Source organism: Pedobacter changchengzhani, assembly GCF_004354365.1.
Classification (GTDB): domain Bacteria; phylum Bacteroidota; class Bacteroidia; order Sphingobacteriales; family Sphingobacteriaceae; genus Pedobacter; species Pedobacter changchengzhani.
In genome coordinates this window covers 62623-83734 of the sequence record NZ_SJCY01000004.1, presented here as the reverse complement: position 1 = coordinate 83734, position 21112 = coordinate 62623, and the positions used below count along the sequence as shown (strand labels likewise).

Annotated in this window: 23 protein-coding genes; 17 read left to right on the top strand and 6 right to left on the bottom strand. The window is 35.5% G+C overall.

Translation table 11 applies throughout. The features are described from left to right. Positions 1-60: 60 nt before the first annotated feature. Entirely contained in the window at positions 61-846 is a 786-nt protein-coding gene (locus tag EZJ43_RS07465; RefSeq protein WP_133262084.1) for a C40 family peptidase, read from the bottom strand. Positions 847-950: 104 nt separating this feature from the next. On the opposite strand from EZJ43_RS07465, the gene EZJ43_RS07460 reads away from it, so the two are divergent. The 7 genes from EZJ43_RS07460 (at position 951) to EZJ43_RS07440 (ending at position 3930) form a co-directional block, all read left to right on the top strand. Beyond that, complete coding sequence (locus EZJ43_RS07460; RefSeq protein ID WP_133262083.1) at positions 951-1403, top strand: universal stress protein; 453 nt, start codon at positions 951-953, stop codon at positions 1401-1403. Positions 1404-1467: 64 nt separating this feature from the next. Next, entirely contained in the window at positions 1468-1689 is a 222-nt protein-coding gene (locus tag EZJ43_RS07455; protein ID WP_133262082.1) for a hypothetical protein, read from the top strand. A gap of 30 nt (positions 1690-1719) precedes the next feature. Then, positions 1720-2562 (top strand): BRO-N domain-containing protein, encoded by an 843-nt coding sequence (locus tag EZJ43_RS07450; protein ID WP_133262081.1) that lies wholly within the window; start codon positions 1720-1722, stop codon positions 2560-2562. Positions 2563-2752: 190 nt separating this feature from the next. Continuing rightward, positions 2753-2908 carry a hypothetical protein gene (locus EZJ43_RS17335; protein ID WP_207924586.1) on the top strand — a complete coding sequence of 52 codons (156 nt, stop codon included), beginning with the start codon at positions 2753-2755 and terminating at the stop codon, positions 2906-2908. Then, positions 2869-3195, top strand: coding sequence for a RhuM family protein (gene rhuM / locus EZJ43_RS07445; protein ID WP_207924585.1), 327 nt, complete (start codon positions 2869-2871; stop codon positions 3193-3195). The genes EZJ43_RS17335 and rhuM overlap by 40 nt, the downstream gene beginning before the upstream one ends. Positions 3196-3302: 107 nt before the next feature. Next, positions 3303-3437 carry a DUF6364 family protein gene (locus EZJ43_RS17475; protein WP_243718057.1) on the top strand — a complete coding sequence of 45 codons (135 nt, stop codon included), beginning with the start codon at positions 3303-3305 and terminating at the stop codon, positions 3435-3437. A 40-nt stretch (positions 3438-3477) separates the two neighbouring features. Continuing rightward, entirely contained in the window at positions 3478-3930 is a 453-nt protein-coding gene (locus tag EZJ43_RS07440) for a hypothetical protein (RefSeq protein ID WP_133262080.1), read from the top strand. Positions 3931-4129: 199 nt separating this feature from the next. Here the strand turns inward: EZJ43_RS07440 and EZJ43_RS07435 are convergent, their stop codons facing one another. Then, positions 4130-4480: a 4Fe-4S dicluster domain-containing protein gene (locus tag EZJ43_RS07435; RefSeq protein WP_133262079.1), complete on the bottom strand. Its 351-nt coding sequence runs from the start codon at positions 4478-4480 to the stop codon at positions 4130-4132. Between the two features lie 78 nt (positions 4481-4558). Here EZJ43_RS07435 and EZJ43_RS07430 point away from each other — a divergent pair, with 78 nt between their 5' ends. The 6 genes from EZJ43_RS07430 (at position 4559) to dnaJ (ending at position 10456) form a co-directional block, all read left to right on the top strand. After that, positions 4559-5575 carry an acyl-CoA reductase gene (locus tag EZJ43_RS07430; RefSeq protein WP_133262078.1) on the top strand — a complete coding sequence of 339 codons (1017 nt, stop codon included), beginning with the start codon at positions 4559-4561 and terminating at the stop codon, positions 5573-5575. 52 nt (positions 5576-5627) lie between these two features. After that, on the top strand, positions 5628-7529 hold the full coding sequence (locus tag EZJ43_RS07425; protein WP_133262077.1) for a gliding motility-associated C-terminal domain-containing protein: 1902 nt from the start codon (positions 5628-5630) through the stop codon (positions 7527-7529). A gap of 51 nt (positions 7530-7580) precedes the next feature. Further along, entirely contained in the window at positions 7581-7784 is a 204-nt protein-coding gene (locus EZJ43_RS07420; protein WP_133262076.1) for a fructose-6-phosphate aldolase, read from the top strand. A gap of 1 nt (position 7785) precedes the next feature. Continuing rightward, entirely contained in the window at positions 7786-8469 is a 684-nt protein-coding gene (locus tag EZJ43_RS07415) for a cell division ATP-binding protein FtsE (protein WP_133262075.1), read from the top strand. Between the two features lie 194 nt (positions 8470-8663). Next, on the top strand, positions 8664-9245 hold the full coding sequence (locus tag EZJ43_RS07410) for a nucleotide exchange factor GrpE (RefSeq protein ID WP_133262074.1): 582 nt from the start codon (positions 8664-8666) through the stop codon (positions 9243-9245). A 53-nt stretch (positions 9246-9298) separates the two neighbouring features. After that, the gene (gene dnaJ / locus EZJ43_RS07405; RefSeq protein ID WP_133262073.1) at positions 9299-10456 is read left to right on the top strand and encodes a molecular chaperone DnaJ; all 1158 of its coding nucleotides are present in this window, start codon (positions 9299-9301) and stop codon (positions 10454-10456) included. 306 nt (positions 10457-10762) lie between these two features. Here dnaJ and EZJ43_RS07400 read toward each other — a convergent pair whose 3' ends face one another. Continuing rightward, on the bottom strand, positions 10763-12133 hold the full coding sequence (locus tag EZJ43_RS07400) for a dipeptidase (protein ID WP_133262072.1): 1371 nt from the start codon (positions 12131-12133) through the stop codon (positions 10763-10765). Between the two features lie 161 nt (positions 12134-12294). Between EZJ43_RS07400 and EZJ43_RS07395 the strand changes: the two genes are divergently transcribed. The 3 genes from EZJ43_RS07395 to EZJ43_RS07385 all read left to right on the top strand — a co-directional run bounded on the left by EZJ43_RS07395 (position 12295) and on the right by EZJ43_RS07385 (position 15382). Continuing rightward, positions 12295-13272 carry an SGNH/GDSL hydrolase family protein gene (locus tag EZJ43_RS07395; protein WP_133262071.1) on the top strand — a complete coding sequence of 326 codons (978 nt, stop codon included), beginning with the start codon at positions 12295-12297 and terminating at the stop codon, positions 13270-13272. A gap of 68 nt (positions 13273-13340) precedes the next feature. Further along, positions 13341-13880, top strand: a complete 540-nt coding sequence (locus EZJ43_RS07390) for a PH domain-containing protein (protein ID WP_133262070.1) — start codon at positions 13341-13343, stop codon at positions 13878-13880. Beyond that, positions 13880-15382, top strand: a complete 1503-nt coding sequence (locus EZJ43_RS07385) for a PH domain-containing protein (protein ID WP_165953103.1) — start codon at positions 13880-13882, stop codon at positions 15380-15382. Before EZJ43_RS07390 ends, EZJ43_RS07385 begins: the two co-directional genes overlap by 1 nt. Positions 15383-15569: 187 nt before the next feature. On the opposite strand, the gene EZJ43_RS07380 is transcribed toward EZJ43_RS07385, so the two are convergent. Beyond that, a complete protein-coding gene (locus EZJ43_RS07380) occupies positions 15570-15881 on the bottom strand; it encodes a DUF493 domain-containing protein (RefSeq protein WP_133262068.1) in 312 nt (103 codons plus the stop codon). Between the two features lie 350 nt (positions 15882-16231). Here EZJ43_RS07380 and EZJ43_RS07375 point away from each other — a divergent pair, with 350 nt between their 5' ends. Next, positions 16232-18535 (top strand): ATP-dependent helicase, encoded by a 2304-nt coding sequence (locus tag EZJ43_RS07375; RefSeq protein ID WP_133262067.1) that lies wholly within the window; start codon positions 16232-16234, stop codon positions 18533-18535. 490 nt (positions 18536-19025) lie between these two features. Here EZJ43_RS07375 and EZJ43_RS07370 read toward each other — a convergent pair whose 3' ends face one another. Together EZJ43_RS07370 and EZJ43_RS07365 are read right to left on the bottom strand one after the other, a co-directional pair. Beyond that, complete coding sequence (locus tag EZJ43_RS07370; protein ID WP_165953102.1) at positions 19026-19940, bottom strand: TolB family protein; 915 nt, start codon at positions 19938-19940, stop codon at positions 19026-19028. 170 nt (positions 19941-20110) lie between these two features. Beyond that, entirely contained in the window at positions 20111-21112 is a 1002-nt protein-coding gene (locus EZJ43_RS07365; protein WP_243718056.1) for a potassium channel beta subunit family protein, read from the bottom strand.

The following is a 21112-nucleotide window of genomic DNA, read 5'->3' as shown; positions in this document are numbered from 1 at the left end:
TGTATTTCGTACTTCCGTAGCGACATTTATGAAACAAATCATATACGTCTAGGCCACTTCTTAATCTACAAACCGTTTGATAATTCTCAACTTATGCGTGTACCTACCCAATTCCTTATTAAAAATACCTTGATCATCTATAGGGTCTATTCTAACTTTACCCGAGGAATGGATAATTTCGTTGTTGCTTAACATAATACCAACATGGGTAATTTTACCTTCGGCATTGTCAAAAAAAGCAACATCGCCAGGTTTACACTCCGCTAAAAAGCCAACCAATACACCTTGTTCAGCTTGTTGGTAAGCATCTCTATTTAGTTTAATGCCCAATAATTTAAACACGATTTGCACAAAGCCCGAACAGTCTAGTCCGAATAAATTTCGTCCGCCCCATAAGTATGGCGTATTTTGGAAGAACTTAGAAAAAGAAATTATTTCAATTGCGAAATCTGCTTTATTAGCATCGTGAGGTTCGAAGTTTACTTTGAACTTTTCTGGACCGGCAAAGCAATATCCATCTTTAAAAAACGGCAAATTACTAGCCGGACTTAAATGGTAAAGCGAACCATTTTCTGCGGAAAGCGTATGGTTGTAACCTTGTGGAACGAGTACATTACAATCGTGCATGGCGATAAATTCTGCTTGAGAAATGGATGCCAAATGCCTAAAATCGACCCAACCTTGATAACCATCGTATCCATTTTGAACCAACCACCAGTTTTCTTCTTTTTGCAAAATTTCTAAATGTTCGCCAAATAACAACTGAGAAGCAATTTCTGCTTTATCCGATGGTTCTGCCCTTAACGGTGCGATTGCGATACGGCAAATACCATATTGATTTTCCATTTCTCGTAAAAGTGAATTTTAATGCTAAGCTAATAAAATCTGACCATGGCCTTACATTTTCGCTTTAAATTTGTATTTTTATAAGGAACAAAAAACCAAACGTTATGAACTTTAAAAAGATATTAATTGCTGTTGACAATAGCACCTGCTCAGAAAAGGCTGCAAAAGCGGGTTATGCCATGGCGCATACATTTGGCGCAGAAGTGGCCTTAGTGAATATAATTGAACCTGTGCCCGCCAACATTAATCCCGATTTAACGCTGGCGCCAGTATTTTTAGAAACCTACGATAACAGCGAAGAAAACAGCCATGTTTTGCTTAAAGAAGTGGAGTCAAAATTTAGTGATGGCATAAAAACCACCTATTTAACCGTGCTCGATATGGCCGTTAACGGTATTATTTTGCAAGCTGATGAATGGCAGGCTGATTTAATTGTAATTGGCACTTATGGTAGAACCGGATTATACCGCTTTTTAATGGGCAGTGTTGCGGAGCATGTGGCCAGAAAATCTGCTTGTCCGGTTTTGATTGTGCCGAATAAGTGTGAGATTGAGTAGGGAGATTTGGGGGTTGTAAAATTCGTACCTTCGGGGAAGATATGAGTGAAATTTAACTAAATACTTGTCAACAAGATTTGTACGTTTTATGCATAGTTTAGCAAAAGCCAGTCAAGATGCTACCTCAAAAACCTATAAATTCGTTCCCCTCCAAGACTTCACAACTACTTCTGATATTGATTGGTCAAAACCTATCCCAGAAATAGACCAGCAACTGTATGCCAAATACGGTTTAACCGAAGAAAAAATTGTGTTTATAGGAAGCATGATTAAACCAATGGCGTGATTTAGATGAATTTTACAAAATTAAAAAAAGATGAGCGGTGTAAAATTATTTGAAAATAAACAAATTCGTTCTGACTGGAATGAAGAAGAGCAAGAATGGTTTTTTGCAGTGGTAGATGTTATAGCTGTTTTGACAGATAGTGCTGATCCAAAGGATTATTGGTACAGAATGAAAAAGCGTGAAAAATTATCAGGTTTCGAGTTATCGACAATTTGTCGACAACTCAAATTAGTAGCCACTGATGGAAAAAAATATGCTACAGATTGTGCTTCCAAGCAAGGCTTATTAAGAATTATTCAATCCGTACCCTCACCCAAAGCCGAACCTTTCAAACAATGGCTGGCTCAAGTTGGTGCCGAACGCATTGCCGAAATAGAAAATCCTGAATTGGCACAAGCACGCATAAGAGCCACTTATAAAGCCAAAGGCTATAGCGATGCCTGGATAGAAAAAAGAATTAGAGGCATACAAGTTCGTGATGAATTAACCAACGAATGGAAACAACGTGGCGTAAAAGAGGGCAAAGAATACTCCATTTTAACAGCCGAAATCAGCAAAGCTACCTTTGGCATAATTCCGAGTGAGTATAAAAATCTCAAAGGCTTAACCAAAGCCAACGAAAATCTTCGCGACCACATGTCTGATTTGGAATTAATTTTCACTATGCTTGGCGAAGCATCTACTACTGAAATAGCAAAAAATAAAAATGCCACAGGTTTTGTAGAAAATCACAAAGCTGCCAAAGAGGGCGGAACGATAGCAGGAAATGCAAGAAAAGAATTAGAAAAAAAATCGGGTGCAAAAGTTATAAGTAAACAAAATTTTAAAAACCTTGGTATTACAAATGAATTGAAAGAAAATAATGATGTATAATTAAAAACCTACAAATTCTTTCCTCTTCAAAACTTCACAAAAAAATAAGCTAATGACTGGTTAAAAACAATTTCAGAAATAGATCAATAGCTTTATGCCAAATACGGTTTAACTGAAGCAGAAATTGGGTTTATTGAAAGTATGATTAAACCGATGAATTAAAATAAATAAGGGTTAAGTAGTTACGATTATGAAAAAAAACAATCAAGACAAGCAACTCATGCGCTCTTCATCGGTTGAGTATTTAACCTTTATTGCATCTTCAGGAGATGGTGGCATAAATGCCATTTATGAAGATGAAAACATTTGGCTAAGCCAAAAAATGATGGCGAGCTTTATCAAGTAGAAACACACACGATTAATTATCACCTCAAAAAAATATTTTCTGATAGTGAGCTAGAGGAAACAGCAGTTGTTCGAAATTTTCGAATAACTGCCCAAGATGGTAAAACGTATAACACCAATCACTATAATCTTTCGGCTATTATTGCCGTTGGCTACAAAGTAAATTCCGAACGTGCCATTCAATCCAGAAAATGGGCAACTCAAGTTTTGCAAGATTTTACCATAAAAGGGTTTGCAAAACCTCACAGCGTTTGCCTTTCAAAACACTCTCAATCATTATTAGCTTAAATACACGGTTTCAAATCTCCAAAATTTAGCAGAAATTCCAGAAAAAAAGCAAACTACATTTAATACGTTCAAATTTTAACATATTTAACCGTATAAAAATCACAAATATGGAAACTAAACTCACATTAAAGCTCAATCAACGGATGATTGAAAAAGCTAAGCATTACGCTTCAACAAAAAAGTTAAGTTTATCGAGATTAGTTGAAAATTATCTTAGCGCTTTAACTATCATCGAGAGATAAATAATAATACCTTTATCACAATTAAAACATCAAATAAATTATGCAAAATAAAATAACCAAAACACAGATATTAAAAGCTTGTATTCAAAAACAGCAAGAACTTGTTGATAGTTTTAAGGAGCGGGAGGCTGAAATCCATAAAGATGCCTATAGCCAAAACGAAAGCGACAGTCAAACTGAAGATCGCAAAGCGGATAAACTGGAAGTACTAAACGCGATAGGAAATGAACTCATATTTGCTGATCAAGAATTAAACTATCTTAATTCAATGAACGTAATGGAAGAAAGTAAAATTGTTGAGTCCGGAGCAGTGGTGGTAACAGATCAAATTACATTTTTCATCAGTGTATCTAGTGAAAAAGTTGAGGTGGATGGTGAGGTATTTTTTGGTATTTCTACCAATGCGCCAATTTATGCAAGCATGAAAGACCTGAAAAAGGGAAGCTCTTTTCAATATAATGAAACGAAGTATGTTATTGAAGATTTATATTAAAATGTAAAATTTAGAACCCCCCAAAATTTAAGTTCTGGATAAAAAGATCCCATATTCAATAGGCATTTTAATTCGAAACAAAATACGGTCTAAACAAAAAAAAGGCGCCTAACCTATTAAGCGCCTTCTATATAAATATTTAAAAGCCCTCTCATTTGGGGAGGGTTGCCTGCCTGCCGGACAGGCAGAGGTGGGGCTCCTATCCCTCCTGGTGTAACCAAGCTTTCTTAGCCAACAACTCTTCTTCTGTTTCTCGTACGTCCTCATCATCCACACAACAATCTACCGGGCAAACCGCAGCACATTGAGGCTCATCATGAAACCCTTTACATTCGGTACATTTATCAGATACGATATAATAAACCTCATCAGAAATTGCATCTTGAGATTTATCTGCTTCAATTTGCTCATTACCGAAATCGATAATTCCGTTTAAATTTGTGCCGTCGGAGAAACGCCACGCAGCACCAGCATCGTAAATTGCATTATTTGGACACTCAGGTTCGCAAGCGCCACAATTTATACATTCATCAGTTATTTTAATCGCCATGTTTTCGTCTTATTCTTTTGCTTAGTTTACCTTTGCGGTGCAAATATAACACATAAACCATTAATAACAATTCTAAATATGTCTATTTTAACTCAAGATAAAGTAATTATTGCGTTTAAACAACTAGGATCAAAGCTGATAAACCCTACCGACATAGTAGAGAATGAGGTAAATGGCGCCCTAAACAGCAATGCTTGGTTTACTTTAGATAACGTAAAAAAATCTATCGCATCCTTTGCGGCGATGTTAAACAGCCAAGACATCGATACTTGGTTTCAAGCTATTAAATTTAGTTCATCACCAAAAAAAATAGGCTTAATCCTTGCCGGCAACATCCCTATGGTTGGTTTCCACGATGTACTTTGCGTTTTAGCAACTGGCAATATTGCTTTAATAAAACTTTCTTCTTCGGATGATAAACTGATTAAAACGGTAATTACTGAGTTGATTAAAATTGAACCTGCATTTGCAGATAAAATACAATATGTAGAGCGTTTAAAAGGTTTTGATGCTGTTATTGCAACTGGAAGCAACAATTCATCAAGATACTTCGATTTCTATTTTAGCAAAGTGCCAAACATCATCCGCAAAAATAGAAATAGCGTGGCGGTTTTAAGTGGCACAGAAACTGAAGCAGAACTCAATCGTTTAGGTGCTGATATTTTCGATTATTTTGGACTAGGTTGTAGAAATATTTCTAAAATTTACTTCCCGGAAGGCTATAATATTGCCAATTTTTACGAAGGCATTGAAAGCTATCAACCCATTATTAATCACTTTAAATATAACAACAATTACGATTACAATAAATCTATTTATTTGGTAAATGCGGCCAAACATTTCGATAACGGGTTTTTATTGTTAAAAGAGGATAAAAATATTGCTTCGCCCCTAGCGGTTTTATTTTACGAGGAATATAAAAGCATTAACGAGGTAGAAAATACTTTGAATGAGCAAGCCGAAAATATTCAATGCATTGTTACACAGGTTCCTTTGCGCATGAAAACTTTTAATTTTGGCGAAAGTCAGCACCCAAAACTGTGGGATTATGCCGATAACGTAAATACCGTAGAATTTTTGAACGGCCTAAATTAGCGCAGCCTCAAAACAGATATTTTTTAGGATATTGCAAGCAGATCGCATATAAATGCTTAGACTACAGTTAATTTTGATTTTTGTATATGCTTTTACATTTGTAAAGGCGCAACAGGTATGTACAGGTAATCTCGGCGACCCAATAATTGAAGCTGGAAGTGATTTTGGTAGAGGCACCCAGACTTTTGGAAATCCTACACCTGCAAATACAACCTATCAATATATTGCAGGCACACCACAAGATGGGTTTTATACTTTGGCAAAAACAACCGCTGGAATGAACACCGCTTGGCATCAAAACATAACAAACCACACACCTAATGATCCTAATGGCTACATGATGGTGGTAAACGCCAGCTATACGCAAGACATATTTTTTAAAACCACAGTAAGGGATTTGTGCCCAAATACAACTTACGAGTTTGCTTCTTACATCATCAATATATTAAATAGAAGTGGCATTAAACCCAACATCAAGTTCACGATTGAAAATGATGGTATAGAAATTCCAGGAGGTTTTACCACAGGAGATATTCCCGAATCGGCCACGCCACAATGGCAAAAATACGGCACTACATTTACCACGCCTGCAAATATGGGCACCATTACCTTAACAATGAGCAATGTTAATCCCGGCGGTAATGGTAATGATGTGGCACTTGATGACATCACATTTAGACCATGTGGGCCAGTAATATCACCAGCTTTAAGGGGCACTAATGCAACAACGGCCAGTTTTTGCGAAGGCAACGATATGACTTTTAACATTGACGCCTTGCAACCAGTTGGCTTTACAGATGTAGCTTTTCAGTGGCAAAAACAAACCAACAACGAATGGGTTGACATACCAGGTGCAACCCAAAAAGATTATGTCGTACAATTTACCAACGCCGTTGTAGGTGATTATCATTATCGCCTCGCAGCAGCAGAGAGAATAAATATTGGCTCTTTAAAATGTAGAGTGGTATCAGCGCCAATAGATTTTTTTGTAAAATCTTTACCAATAGCAAAAGCTAGTAATGGCGGCCCGTATTGTGCTGGCGATGAAATTCAGCTGCGTGCCGAGGGCGGCGATCACTACCAATGGACTGGCCCAAACAATTATACTTCAACGGATCAAAACCCGATAATTTTAAATGCTACAACCGCCATGCAGGGCATATACAGTGTTACGGTTAGCCTAAACGGATGTACTGCGCCTGCAAATACGGAGTTGCAAATTTTAGACCGTGTTGTTGGGTCAACTAATTTCTCCTCGGTTGATATTTGCGAAAATACCGGCATAACTTTGAAAGCTTTTGGTGGCACACAATATACTTGGATGCCCGCAACAGGCTTATCTAATCTAAATAGCGACGAAACATTTGCATCGCCGAAAGATTCTACCATTTATCAGGTTAAAATATCTAATGGCGTTTGCTACGAAATGAAGGAAATTAAGGTTAATGTACTTAAAAACGCAATGGCAGATGCCGGTGACGATAAGAAGATTTTTGCTGGATCATCAGTTACTTTAAACGGAAAAATAAGTGGCGATGAGGTAACTTATTTTTGGAGTCCTGCAGATTTTTTGGATGATCCGACTAAATTAAATCCAATTGCAACCCCGAAATACGACATTACTTATACCCTAAACGTGATTTCAAAATGTGTTAGCAGTACTGATGCTGTTTTTATTAAAGTTTATCCAGACATTTTAATTCCTAATTCTTTTTCTCCCAATGGTGATGGCTTCAACGATACTTGGAACATACCCGCTGCTGGGGCTTTTCCCAATCCTAAACTTAAAATAGTAAACCGCTACGGAGCGCTCGTTTATCAAAGTGTAGGGTTTTATAAACCATGGGATGGAAAATTAAACGGAAAAGATTTACCCGTTGGCACGTATTATTATACGATTTATTTTAACGAAGATTTTAAAACCTATTCGGGATGGGTATTTTTGACGAGATAAAATGCGCTTCTATGTTCGGCTTTTCGTTTTGAAATGCTATTTTTGAGCAGAATGTATATCATCAAAGTAAAAGGCATTGCCAAAATTCCCGATTACGTACAATTAAGAGACGAAAAGTTTACTTTATTGGCTTATTTTAGGGTAGATCGACCAGACAAATCGTTAACAAAGTTAGGTTTGGGCGATAAGCAAGATTACATTATGGAAATGGTTAATAATTTGCCTTTTGGGCAGATTGCTAAATTAGAAATATAAAATGGCAGAAAACGCAGTAATTCATTTAAGCAATGTTGATGTTTTTCAACAAAAACATTTAGTACTCTCGAATGTAAATTTACATGTAGAAAAAGGAGAGTTTGTATTTTTAATCGGTCAAACTGGCTCAGGCAAAAGTAGTTTGTTAAAAATTTTATATGGCGATTTACATATAGGCAATGGCAGTGGAGAAATTGCTGGCTTCGATCTAAAAAACTTAACAGAAAGCAAAGTACCTTTTTTACGCAGAAAATTGGGCGTAGTTTTCCAAGATTTTCAGTTACTAACCGACCGTACGATTGAGAAAAACCTCGAATTTGTTTTAAAGGCAACTGGCTGGGTAGATAAAAATTTAATTACCGAGCGGATTAAAGATGTGCTGGATAAGGTTGGTTTAAGATCAAAAATCAAAAAAATGCCTCACGAAATTTCTGGAGGAGAGCAACAACGTATTGTAATTGCTAGAGCCCTATTAAACGACCCTGAAATTATTTTAGCTGATGAACCTACCGGGAATTTAGATCCAGAAACATCAGAAGAAATTGTAACGCTTTTAAAACAAATTTCGCAAAATGGAACCGCTGTTTTAATGGCCACACACGATTATCAAATGATTCGCACCTACCCTTCGCGCATTATAAAATGCGAAGGTGGCGTTGTGCATGAAGATGCAAAAATAGCCTAAGTAAGTTTACAATTTTAGATTTACGAAGTACGATTTTAATACTCAAATCTAAAATCGCACTTCGCAAATCGTACTTTAAATTGTCAGTCAATCAGCCAATCTGGTCAGATATTTTTATATAAATCTGTCAGCTTGGCTGATTTTCGTTTATGGCAAAATTGTTGAGAATAGGATTGAAAATTCAGCCTAATATTATGTTTAATAAGAAGAAAAATAACGATAAAGAGGAAAATATAATGAATACTGAACAGCCGTTAGAAAACACTACGCCAGAAAATATAGAAAACCCTGATGCAGAAAATAATCAAGAGGAAGTTATTGAATTATCTGCAGAGGAAAAGTTACAGGCAGAAGTGCAACAACTTAATGATAAGTATTTAAGAATGTATGCAGAATTTGATAATTATAAACGCCGTACACAAAAAGAACGTGTTGAATTATTGCAAACTGCAGGTAAAGATATTATCGTTTCATTATTACCAGTGTTGGATGATTTTGACCGTGCTTTAAAAGCAATGGAAACGGCTACAGATGTAGCACCTGTTAAAGAAGGTATTTTGCTAGTAAACAATAAATTGAAAAATTTATTGGCTCAAAAGGGTTTAAAAGAGGTTGATAGCATTAATAATGATTTCAATACTGATTATCACGAAGCCATTACGAACGTACCCGCCCCTACCGAAAAGTTAAAAGGCAAAGTTATTGATGAGGTAGAAAAAGGTTATACATTAAATGATAATGTAATCCGTTTTGCTAAAGTTGTTGTTGGAGCATAAAATTAGTCAATTTGCTAATTGGTTAATTAGCTAATTAGTACATTATAAAAAACATGAGTAAGAGAGATTATTACGACATATTAGGTGTAAGCAAAGGTTCATCAGCAGATGAAATCAAAAAAGCTTACCGTAAAATGGCTATCAAGTATCATCCGGATAAAAACCCTGGCGATAAAGCTTCTGAAGATAAATTTAAAGAGGCTGCAGAAGCTTACGAAATTTTAAGCAATGCCGAGAAAAAGCAACGCTATGACCAATACGGTCATGCGGGTGTTGGCGGTGCAGGTGGCGGTGGCTATGGTGGTGGCGGTATGAATATGGATGATATCTTCAGTAATTTTGGAGATGTTTTTGGTGGTCATAATCCTTTCGAAAGCTTTTTTGGCGGTGGCGGTCAGCAACGTGGCGGACGCAGAGTAACCAAGGGCACAAACTTGAGGATTAAGGTTAAATTAACTCTTGAAGAAATTGCGCATGGTGCCGAGAAAAAAATAAAAGTAAATAAGCTAATTGCTTGCAAAACCTGCGATGGTAGTGGCGCAAAAGATAAATCATCAGTTAGTACTTGTAGCACTTGTGGTGGCAGTGGTCAGGTTCGAAGGGTAACAAATACCATTTTGGGCCAAATGCAAACTGCATCTACCTGCCCTACTTGTAATGGCAATGGTGAACAAATTACTTCAAAATGTACATCTTGCCACGGCGAGGGTGTGGTACGTGGCGAAGAAACAATTACCATTAACATTCCTGCTGGTGTGAGCGAAGGCATGCAATTGAGCATGAGCGGAAAAGGAAATGCAGCACAAAATGGTGGCATACCAGGCGATTTAATTATTTTAATTGAAGAAAGCGCCCATGAAACCCTAAAACGCGAAGGCAATAATGTAGTGTACGATTTACATTTGAGTTTTGTTGATGCAGCGTTAGGTACAAGTATTGAAGTACCTACAATTGATGGCAAAGCAAAAATTAAAATCGAACCGGGTACACAGAGTGGCAAGTTATTGCGCTTAAAAGGTAAAGGTTTACCAGAAGTTAATTCTTACCATCGAGGCGATGAGATTATCCACATTAACATTTGGACGCCAAAAGCTTTAAGTAGCGATGAAAGAGATGTTTTGGAAAACCTGCGCGATTCGGCTAATTTTAAGCCACAACCTGGTAAAAATGATAAAAGCTTCTTCGAAAGAATGAAAGAATATTTTGAATAAAAAGCATTAGCATATAATTAAGCCGATACCCAAAAAAGTGTCGGCTTTTTTTATGGTTTAAAATCCCAATACTCGGGATAAAGAAGACAAGCTCAAAGTTATACCAATTGCATAATAAATAGTCCGACTTAATTTTCTTAATTCCTTAATGGTTAAATAATTAATCTGATTCTTTGGTCTAGATAATAATTAAAAATGGCATCACTAACGCTGATGTGCTCTCTGCTATTTAGCGTTAGTAACTTTTAACCAAAAAAACCCTGAATAACAAATATTCAGGGCTTTATCAAAAAATTATAAATTATTTTATTTACTCATTTCGGCAAAATACTTATGAAACAATGGCAAAGTTTCAATACCCTTGTAATAATTATAAATATCGTACTTCTCATTTGGAGAATGTAAAGCATCGCTATCTAAACCAAAGCCAAAAAGCACCGATTTAATACCTAAAACATCTTCAAATAAAGCAACGATAGGAATACTACCACCGCCACGGGTTGGAATCGCTGTTTTACCGAAACTTTCTTGAATGGCTTTCTCTGCAGCTTTATAAGCAATACTATCCGTTGGGGTAACTACGGGTTCGCCACCATGATGTGCTTTTACTTTTACTTTTACATAATTAGGTGCAATACTTTCAAAATGTTTGGTAAAAATTGCTGCAATCTCTTCTGAACTTTGGTTTGGCACCAAACGCATCGAAATTTTTGCATTGGCTTTACTTGGTAAAACCGTTTTTGCGCCTTCGCCAATGTATCCGCTCCAAATTCCATTAACTTCTAAAGTAGGGCGTGTACCTGTACGTTCTAAAGTAGAATAACCCTTTTCACCCCAAACCGCATCTATCGCTAAATCTTGTTTATATTCTTCCTCATTATAAGGTGCACCGTTTAAAGCTTTCTTTTCAGCATCACTAAGTTCAACAACTTTATCATAAAAAGCTGGAATTGTGATGTGGTTATTTTCATCGTGTAAAGAAGCGATCATTTTACAAAGAATAGTTGCAGGATTTGCCACTGCACCACCATAAACACCAGAGTGTAAATCGCGATTTGGACCAACAACCTCAACTTCCATATATGCTAAACCACGTAAACCAGTTTCTATTGATGGATGCTCCATGCTAATCATCGAAGTATCAGAAATCAACACAACATCTGCTTTTAAACGCTCGGCATTGGCTTTAACAAAAATACCTAAGTTCGCAGAACCAACTTCTTCCTCCCCTTCAATCATAAACTTAACGTTACAGGCCAAAGTATTGGTTTCCATCATCAATTCAAATGCCTTAACGTGCATGTAAAACTGTCCTTTATCATCACAAGCACCACGGGCATAAATTTTACCGTCACGAACAGTAGGTTCAAATGGTGGCGTGTGCCATAACTCCAATGGATCTGCAGGTTGCACATCATAATGCCCATAAATTAACACAGTTGGCAACGAAGCATCAACAAATTTTTCACCATAAACAATTGGATAGCCCGCAGTTTCGCAAATTTCAACTTTATCGGCACCAGCATCCTTAAGTTTTTGGGCAACAAAATCTGCAGTTTTTAAAACATCAGTTTTGTATTTTGGATCGGCGCTAACCGAAGGAAAACGCAATAATTCAAACAACTCATCTAAAAAACGCTGTTTGTGCGTTTCTACATATTTTTTAATCTCTTGCATAACAAATTAGTTTAAGCAAATATAAATGTTTAAGGCTCAAAAAGTGAATAATAAGCAGGTTTTAATAACCAATAAAAACAAAATATGAACGTTTATTACATTTAAATTTTATTAAATTGCACGATTAAAATTCACTAAAACCAATCGCGCCGAGTAATTAAATGAAAATAAACAAGACTATATTGCTGTATTTAATATTGGTTGCGTTTTCAATATTTAATGTACAAGCGCAAAAAAAGCCGAGTAATACAGCATTAAGTTGCCCAGAGGCCGCAAAATATTATGCTAAAGACAGTATAAACATTGTAACGTTCGGTGCAAGCACTGTTCAAGGCGTTAAAGGCTTCGGATTCCAAAAATTTTTAGTCGAGCACTTTAAAAATTGTTACAGTGGAAAAACTGTTGACATTACAAATCATGGTATAGGCGGTGAAACTACTGCGCAAGGATTACTAAGAATAAATGATGCTATAAAAAACAGAACTGGTTTTGTTGTGGTAAATATGGGCATTAATGATGCTGTTGCGATCACGAATGGAAAATTAAAAATTACCGAAACAGAGGCAAATATGCGCGCAATTATTAAAATTGTAATTGCGAAAAAGCTAATACCAATTATTTGTACATTACAAAATGTAGATGATCGGGAAAGTACAATAAACGTAACCGTAAATAAGCACATAAAAAGCTTAAACACCATTTACAGAAAAATCGCCTCAGAAAATAAAATATACTTAGCAAATATTAATGGCGCACTGCGAAGTAACTTTGCTTTGTATCAAGATGCCTATCATCCCAACGAGAGGGGTTATAAAATAATTAGCTTTGTAATATTTGATGCAATAAACAAGGCTATTTTTGATAATTTTTTACAGTTTGTGGTGACACAGAATTATCCAAACCCTGCTAATACATTTACCAAATTGGACATTGTATTGCCTGAAGCGGATAAAATTGATGTACAAATTTATGATATAATGGGTCGTTTGGTTCAAACAGTTATTCAAGATTACCTAAATACAGGTAAACATACTTTAGAAATAAATACCACAAACATGGTTCCTGGTGTATATTTTTTTAAAGTCAGTTCCGAGTCCGGCTCACACAATGCGACTAAGAAATTTATTGTAGTAAGGTAACAATATCCCAAAACGCGAGTCGTAGTTGGTATAGATTTTATTTTTTAATGATTTCAAATTCTGTTTAAATGCAGCTTTTCACAAACGATACGATTGATATACCCGCACTTCCAAAATACGAAGTAGTTGAACTCTACAAACCACACTCAAATTATTGGAAAATTATTGTTATAAATCTGCTTATTTTTTTAGGGATAATTGGCATCGGCGCCATTGTATTAACATTAACGCTTGTCGAATATCGGGCAGAAGCCAAGTTTATTATCGGTATTTATAGCGCATTAACATTAATTCTCTTCTTGTTTTTTAGACTTAGTTTTAAAAATAGAGGCTATGCTTTTCGGGCACACGATGTAATGTGCAAGAGCGGAATAATTGTAGAAAGCACCACCATTGTGCCCTTAAATAGAATTCAGCATATCGAATTAAACCAAGGTGTTTTTTCTCGGATGTATCAACTCGGCACTTTGCAAATATTTACTGCAGGTGGGCAAACCGGCCATATCCGCATTTCGGGTATCCCGATTGATGAGGCAAAAAGTTTAAGAGATATGATACTGAAGAAACTTGACTTAACTGAAAACCAAATCACTAAAAACGCAGAATGATGGCGTACGATTTTAGTAAGCCTCAGCGTCAATCTGCTTTTGGGATTATCATTATGGCCGCGCATACTGTTGTAAAACTAGGTAAAGCGTTTGGGGTTTTAATTATTTTAGCCTTTGTAAAAACACCAAGTAACTATCTTGCTTACATGGTTTTGGGTATAGGCCTAATAATTTTACTAAGCTTTGTTTTTGCGTATTTGTGGTACATAAATTTTACTTTCTTTTTAGATCAAACTAAACAAGAATTTGTTGTTAACAAAGGGATTTTTAACCGTGATCAGGTTACAATACCTTTTAATAAAATCCAACAGGTTAACATCAATCAATCCATATTGCAGAAAATAATTGGTGTTTACGGTTTGAAGATTGATACCGCAGGTTCGAATGGAGAAGAAGTGAGTATAAAGGCCATTGATGAAGCATCTGCCTATAACTTAAAAGAACATTTATTAAATAAAAAAGCTTTTAATGTTGATGACACTTTGGTAGAGCAGATCCATAACCAAATTAAACAGACTCCATTTTTAAGAATTAGCTCGCTTACTTTATTAAAAGTGGGGCTAACCTCTAACTACGGCCGGAGCTTGTTGAGTATTGTAGCATTTTTATACGGAATTTACGAATTAAGACATTTGGTAGATAGTTTTAAAATCGACAAAGGTGAAATCCAATCTACTTTATCCAGCATGGTTTCCATCGCAACTTTTATAATTCTAATCGCAGCCATTTTAATTTTATTGTTAGTTATTAACCTAGTTAGAACATTTTACAAATATTTTGAGCTCGAAATTACAAAGCATGAACATTCTCTGTTAATATCTTTTGGTTTAATAGCCAAAAAAACCACTTTGGTAAGTCCGAATAAAGTTCAGATTTCGAAATACAGCCAAAATTACTTCCAAAAGAAACTGAACATACTAAACATGAGTTTAAAGCAAGCTCATTTTGGCGAAAGTAAAAAAGGCCACGAAATGCAGGGCAATACAATAGACATACCTGGCTGTAATTTAAAAGAAAAAAATGAGTTGCTCAAAATGATTTTAGGTCAACAACCCCTAAATGGAAAAACTTTTGTTCCAAATTGGCGCTTTTTAAATTTACCAATATTCTTCAAAATCGTGTTTCCGGTAGCTGTTTTTCTGATCGTAGGATTTAATGTGCCAGAGGTAAAATCCTTTTTTGGTTTAGCAATTCCTTACTCGGTAATTGGTATTTTAATGATTTATATCAGCTACCGAAAACATAGAATCGCTGTTAGTCAATATTTTATAATTAAATCTAGTGGAATTTGGGATATATCAAAAGAAATTGTTTCGCCAAATAAAATACAGGCTATTACTACATTTCAATATCCATGGCATAAAAGTATAGATGTTGGCCATTTGTGTTTGCATACCGCCGCGGGTAAAATCCATTTTAAATATGGCAATTACACGGAGATTAAGCTTTTGGTAAATTATTGGCTCTACCAAGTAGAAAGTGGTAATGAAGATTGGATGTAAAACTTTGATTAAGGAGCAAAGCCAAGGAGCAAAGAACAAAGATTAGAGGGTAAAACTCAATCCCTATTAATTGGCAGGCGTTTAGCTTTGATACTTTAAATTAACTGTACGAAATTTACAGTTAAGGCAAAACTTAATTAACTGTTCGAAACGTTTTTAATAAATTTCGAACAGCTATATATTTTTTTTAGAGCATCATAATTCCTTTAATCTCTCCTACTGCTTTGTAAATAGCAATTACATCATCGGCGTTTTGCATTTCTTTTTTTACAGTAATAGAAACATATTTACCCGTTTTAGAGGGTTGCTCTATAAATTTATCGTCGGGTAAGATCGATCGTAACTCCTCTATTTTATCTAAGCCACCAGTAATTATAAATTTGAAATTATAAATACCAGGAAATTTCTCAACACTTTCCAATTTCTCTTTTAAATTGGCGTAAATATCTGGGTTAGTTCCCTCAGGAAGATCGGTAAATTCAATATTAGTATTTTCCATAACACTTATATATCAAATTCTGTACCCAAACAAAAAGGATGAAATTTTGGCATATTGTTAGCACAACTTTGTTCTAAATCCTTTATTAATAGCACAGAAGAAAATTATTTAAACTTGGCGTAGCGGATACCGGTCAAAAACTCAAGGCCTGCAGGCGCCTAACTGTCTTAGGCAGTTATGGAGCATAAGTTCCAAAAGAATACCTTCAGTACAAAGCACTACAGAAAAAACGACCACTGCTTTCGCTTTTCCAAAAAATAAGCTAAACCAATATGCAACTAATTACCAACACAATCGCTAAAACCTTTTAGATTTGTTATTTTTGAATTTTAAGAAAAGAGGAGCCGATTTTGGATTATTTAGAAGGATTAAACCCACAACAAAGAGCAGCAGTAGAGAACACAAAAGGACCAGTAATGATTGTTGCAGGCGCCGGATCGGGCAAAACACGCGTAATTACATACCGTGTGGCGCACCTTATCCAAACCGGCACCGATCCTTTTAATATTTTGGTTTTAACGTTTACCAACAAAGCGAGTAAAGATATGCGCGAGCGTATTGGTAAAGTGTGTGGTGCTGAAGCAAAAAACATTTGGATGGGTACTTTTCACTCTGTATTTGCCAAAATTTTACGTGTAGAGGCCGAAAAAATTGGCTACCCGAGTAATTTTACCATTTATGACACCGATGATAGCAAAAGTGTAATCCGTGCTATTTTAAAAGAGTTGCAATTAGACGATAAATTATACGCCGCCAACTTTGTTTTTAATAGAATATCATCAGCAAAAAACAACCTTATTTCTTGGGGCGAATACCAAGTAAACGATCAAATTCAGGCAGAAGATATTCAAAATAAGCGCCCTTTAATTGGGCAAATTTACGAAACTTACGCAAAGCGATGCTTTAGAGCAGGTGCAATGGATTTTGACGATCTACTTTTCAAAACCAACATTTTACTTAAAGAGCACCCAGATGTTTTAAATAAATACCAGCAAAAGTTTAAGTATTTAATGGTTGATGAGTATCAAGATACCAACTTTTCGCAATATACAATTGTGAAAAAATTGGCAGCTGCTTACCAAAATATTTGCGTAGTGGGTGATGATGCACAAAGTATTTACGCTTTCCGTGGAGCGAATATCCAAAACATCTTAAATTTCGAACGCGATTACCCCGATTTAAAAGTTTATAAACTTGAGCAGAATTACCGTTCTACACAAAACATAGTTGATGCAGCGAGCAGTGTGATTGCAAAAAATAAAAATCAGCTCGAAAAAAATGTTTTTTCAGAAAATCTGGAGGGAGATCGGATTAAGATTACCCGAGCATTTACCGATAATGAAGAAGGCAAAATGGTTGCCGAATCTATTATTCAAGAACGCACCACAAAAGGATACAACCATAAAGATTTTGCAATTTTATACCGTACAAATGCCCAAAGCAGGGCAATGGAAGAAGGTTTACGCAAATTAAACATTCCTTATAAAATTTACGGCGGGCAATCTTTTTACCAACGTAAAGAGGTTAAAGATTTAATTGCTTACTTCCGTTTAACTTTTAATCCGAAGGATGAAGAGGCGATAAAACGGGTAATTAATTATCCGAAACGTGGTATTGGCGATACCTCTATTGATAAAATAATTGTAGCTGCCGATCAAAATGATAAAACCATGTGGGAGGTGATTTCTAATCCACACATGTTTGTAGAAGGTCGTTTAGCCAATCAACTGAACGATTTTGCGGTAATGATACAAAGTTTCCAAGCGGAAGCGAAAAAACTTGATGCTTATGATACGGCTTTATTTATTGCACAACATGCCGGTATTTTAAAAGAACTTTATACAGATGATAGTGTAGAAGGTAGAAGTAGGTACGAAAATATACAGGAACTTTTAAACGGTATTAAAGAGTTTTCTGAGCGTGAAGATATTGAAGAAAAAGGACTTGATATTTTTATGCAAGATGTTGCGCTTTTAACCAATGATGATAAAGACAGTGATAAAAATAAAGATACTGTTTCGTTAATGACGATACACTCTGCCAAGGGTTTGGAGTTTAAAAATGTGTTTATTGTTGGCTTGGAAGAGAATTTGTTTCCCTCACAATTATCGGTAAATTCTAGAGCGGATTTAGAAGAAGAACGCCGTTTATTTTATGTGGCAATAACCCGTGCAGAAATTAAATTGACTATAACTTACGCCACATCTCGTTATCGTTGGGGCACTTTAACCAATTGTGAACCTAGCCGTTTTATTAATGAAATTGACCAAAAATACTTAGAACTTGATGTAAAACCTGCAAAAAGTAATGTTTTTGAGGGTAATTTTGATGATGAAAAGAAAAGTTGGACTTCGCAACCACGTAATTTTTTAACTAAACCGAAAGCTGGTGCAACGGCACCTTCTGCCCCACCCGTTCGACCAAAAACAACGTCGCTACTTGCTAAAGCACATATACCAACGCCGGGTTTTGCGCCATCGTTACCTCACGAATTTCAAGGAGGCATGGAAGTAGAACATGAAAAATTTGGTTTCGGAAAGATCATTAGCTTAGAAGGAAATTTGCCTGATGTTAAGGCAACCGTGTTTTTTCAAGGTTTAGGGAATAAGCAATTGTTGTTAAAGTTTGCAAAGTTGATGATTGTAAAGGGGTAAATTATAAATTAAAGAACGATTGAATTTTATTGTCAGGCATAAAAACTGTCTCTTTTTTTTATGAAAACGAGGGGTTCTGTATTTCACAGGTTCGGTAGCCCCGCTATACATTCCAAGCCGATGAAAAATCGGGCTTTACATTGCTATCGGGTTTAGAAACAAAGTTTAGTGCATTAAAGAAAATTCGCCAGTCACGAAATACTTTCCTGACTTATTGAACTGAGGATTTTTAATCCTCTACTCGACGGGTTCGGATTGCAAATCCAAACCGTGAGAAGATTATTAGTTTAGAAGGAAACCTGCCAGATGTTAAAGCAACGGTATTTTTTCAAGGATTAGGAAATAAACAGTTATTATTGAAGTTTGCAAAACTGATGATTGTGAAAGGGTAGATTATAAACTAAAGAACGATTGAATTTTATTATCAGGCATAAAAACTGTCTCTTTTTTTCATGAAAACGAGGGGTTCTGTATTTCATGGTCTCAAATTTCAATTAGCGTTAAGATCTACTTCTATCTTCCTTATAATTTTTCCATTATAGTCTATAGTATAAAAATAATTTTCTTTATAATTTGTATAAATAATTTTTTTTTGTCTGTTAAAAAGCCTAAAATTATTAATCATGTCATCGTCTCTTATTATTAATTTTGCCATTCTATCTTTCATTTTCATAGTGTACATTTCATAAGGTGCCAAGAAAAACAATATATTATTTTTTTTGGAAAATAACGGCGAGCCATACAAAGATGTATCTTTCCTAGGATCGTTTATCGGGTTTATATCATACTGTTTATTGGAACCATCTGTAGGGACTTTAATCATACCTTTTAGGGGCATATGTAAGATCATGCTTTGACAATCATATTCTGATGGACGATATAGACCATATGCATCAAAATTTGTTATTTGATTGCTCTTTCCTGTTCTAATATTTAGGGAATAGACATCTGAACCATGAGGTTGCGGCCTAGCTACTGGGGAGCTATTACCAAATTCTCTTGACTTTATATAATAAATCAAATCATCACATGATGAGAAAAAAGCTTCGTCAATAATTCCAGACTCTTTAGCCAACAAATATCTATTACCCCCATCGGCATCAGCTATATATACAGAACTGTTACTGACATCTCCATTTTTCCTTCCTATATATAATAATTTAGTACCTTTTTCATTATATTTTGGATTTACATAACTACTATCTTTAGAAAATGGAGATACAGGCTGTAGGTTCTTTCCATCAATATCCACTCTCAAAATAGTCGCACCGCTACCATAGTACCATGTGAAAATTATTATTTCGTCATCCTTGGATATATCAAAAATACCTATTCTTGTTTCAGTTTTTGATGTACAAGCCTGCAAACAGGCTAACAAAAAAAATATAGGAAGTGCTTTTTTCATCATAAAATATTTCATTTAGTCGATAACCAAGCCGAAGTCAATGAATTATAAAAATTATTAATTAAATCTGTCACATTGAGCCTGTCGAAATACCTAAAAATAATTTACGAGTTCTTCGACAAGCTCAGAATGAAAAACTTATAGATATGAGACAACGTCTTTAACTAAATTTAAAACTGTGGCTGTACAGGCTTAGTACCCATCATTTCATCAATTTGAAGCATAATCTCGTCTGTTAATAATGGTAAAACTTCTAACGAAGTTAAATTTTCTTTCAACTGCGCAGCTTTACTCGCACCTAAAATAACCGTGCTCACATTTGGGTTTTTTAAACACCAAGCTACCGACATTTTTGCCAAAGAAACATTCAATTTATCGGCTAATTTTTGTAAATCGCCAACTTTTTTCATCCGCTCATCAGCTAAAGTACGGTCTTTAAGCCATTCCATACCCTTCATATCTAAGCGAGTGTCTTTAACATCACCTTTGGTGTATTTGCCAGATAATAAACCCGAAGCCAATGGCGACCAAGTGGTTGTGCCGATACCATGATCTCTAAAAAGTAGCAAAAATTCTTGTTCTAATTTATCTCTAGTTAGTAAATTATATTGCGGTTGCTCCATTGTAGGGCCAATTAAACGATAATCCTTAGCAACGCCAATCGCTTCGGTTATTTCCGCAGCACTCCATTCTGATGTTCCCCAATACAATATTTTACCTTGTTGCAATAAAGTATTCATCGCCAAAACAGTTTCTGCAATTGGTGTATTTTTATCAGGGCGATGGCAAAAATATAAATCTAAATAATCAACCTGTAAACGACTTAAAGCGCCATTGCAAGCCTCAATAACATGTTTACGCGATAAACCCATTTGATTTGGCCCTTTATTTTCAGCGCCAAAAAACACCTTGCTCGATACTACAAAACTATCCCTATCCCATTTTTGAGCTTTTAAAATTTTGCCCATCGTTATTTCAGATTTGCCTTCTGCATAACCTTCCGCATTATCGAAAAAGTTTACACCAGCATCGTAAGCAATGCCCATTAATTCATCGGCAACCTTATCACTAATCTGATTTCCAAAAGTTAACCAACTTCCTAAACTAAGTGCACTTACTTGCAAACCCGATTTGCCTAATCTTCTATATTCCATTTTTAATGTTTTATTCAT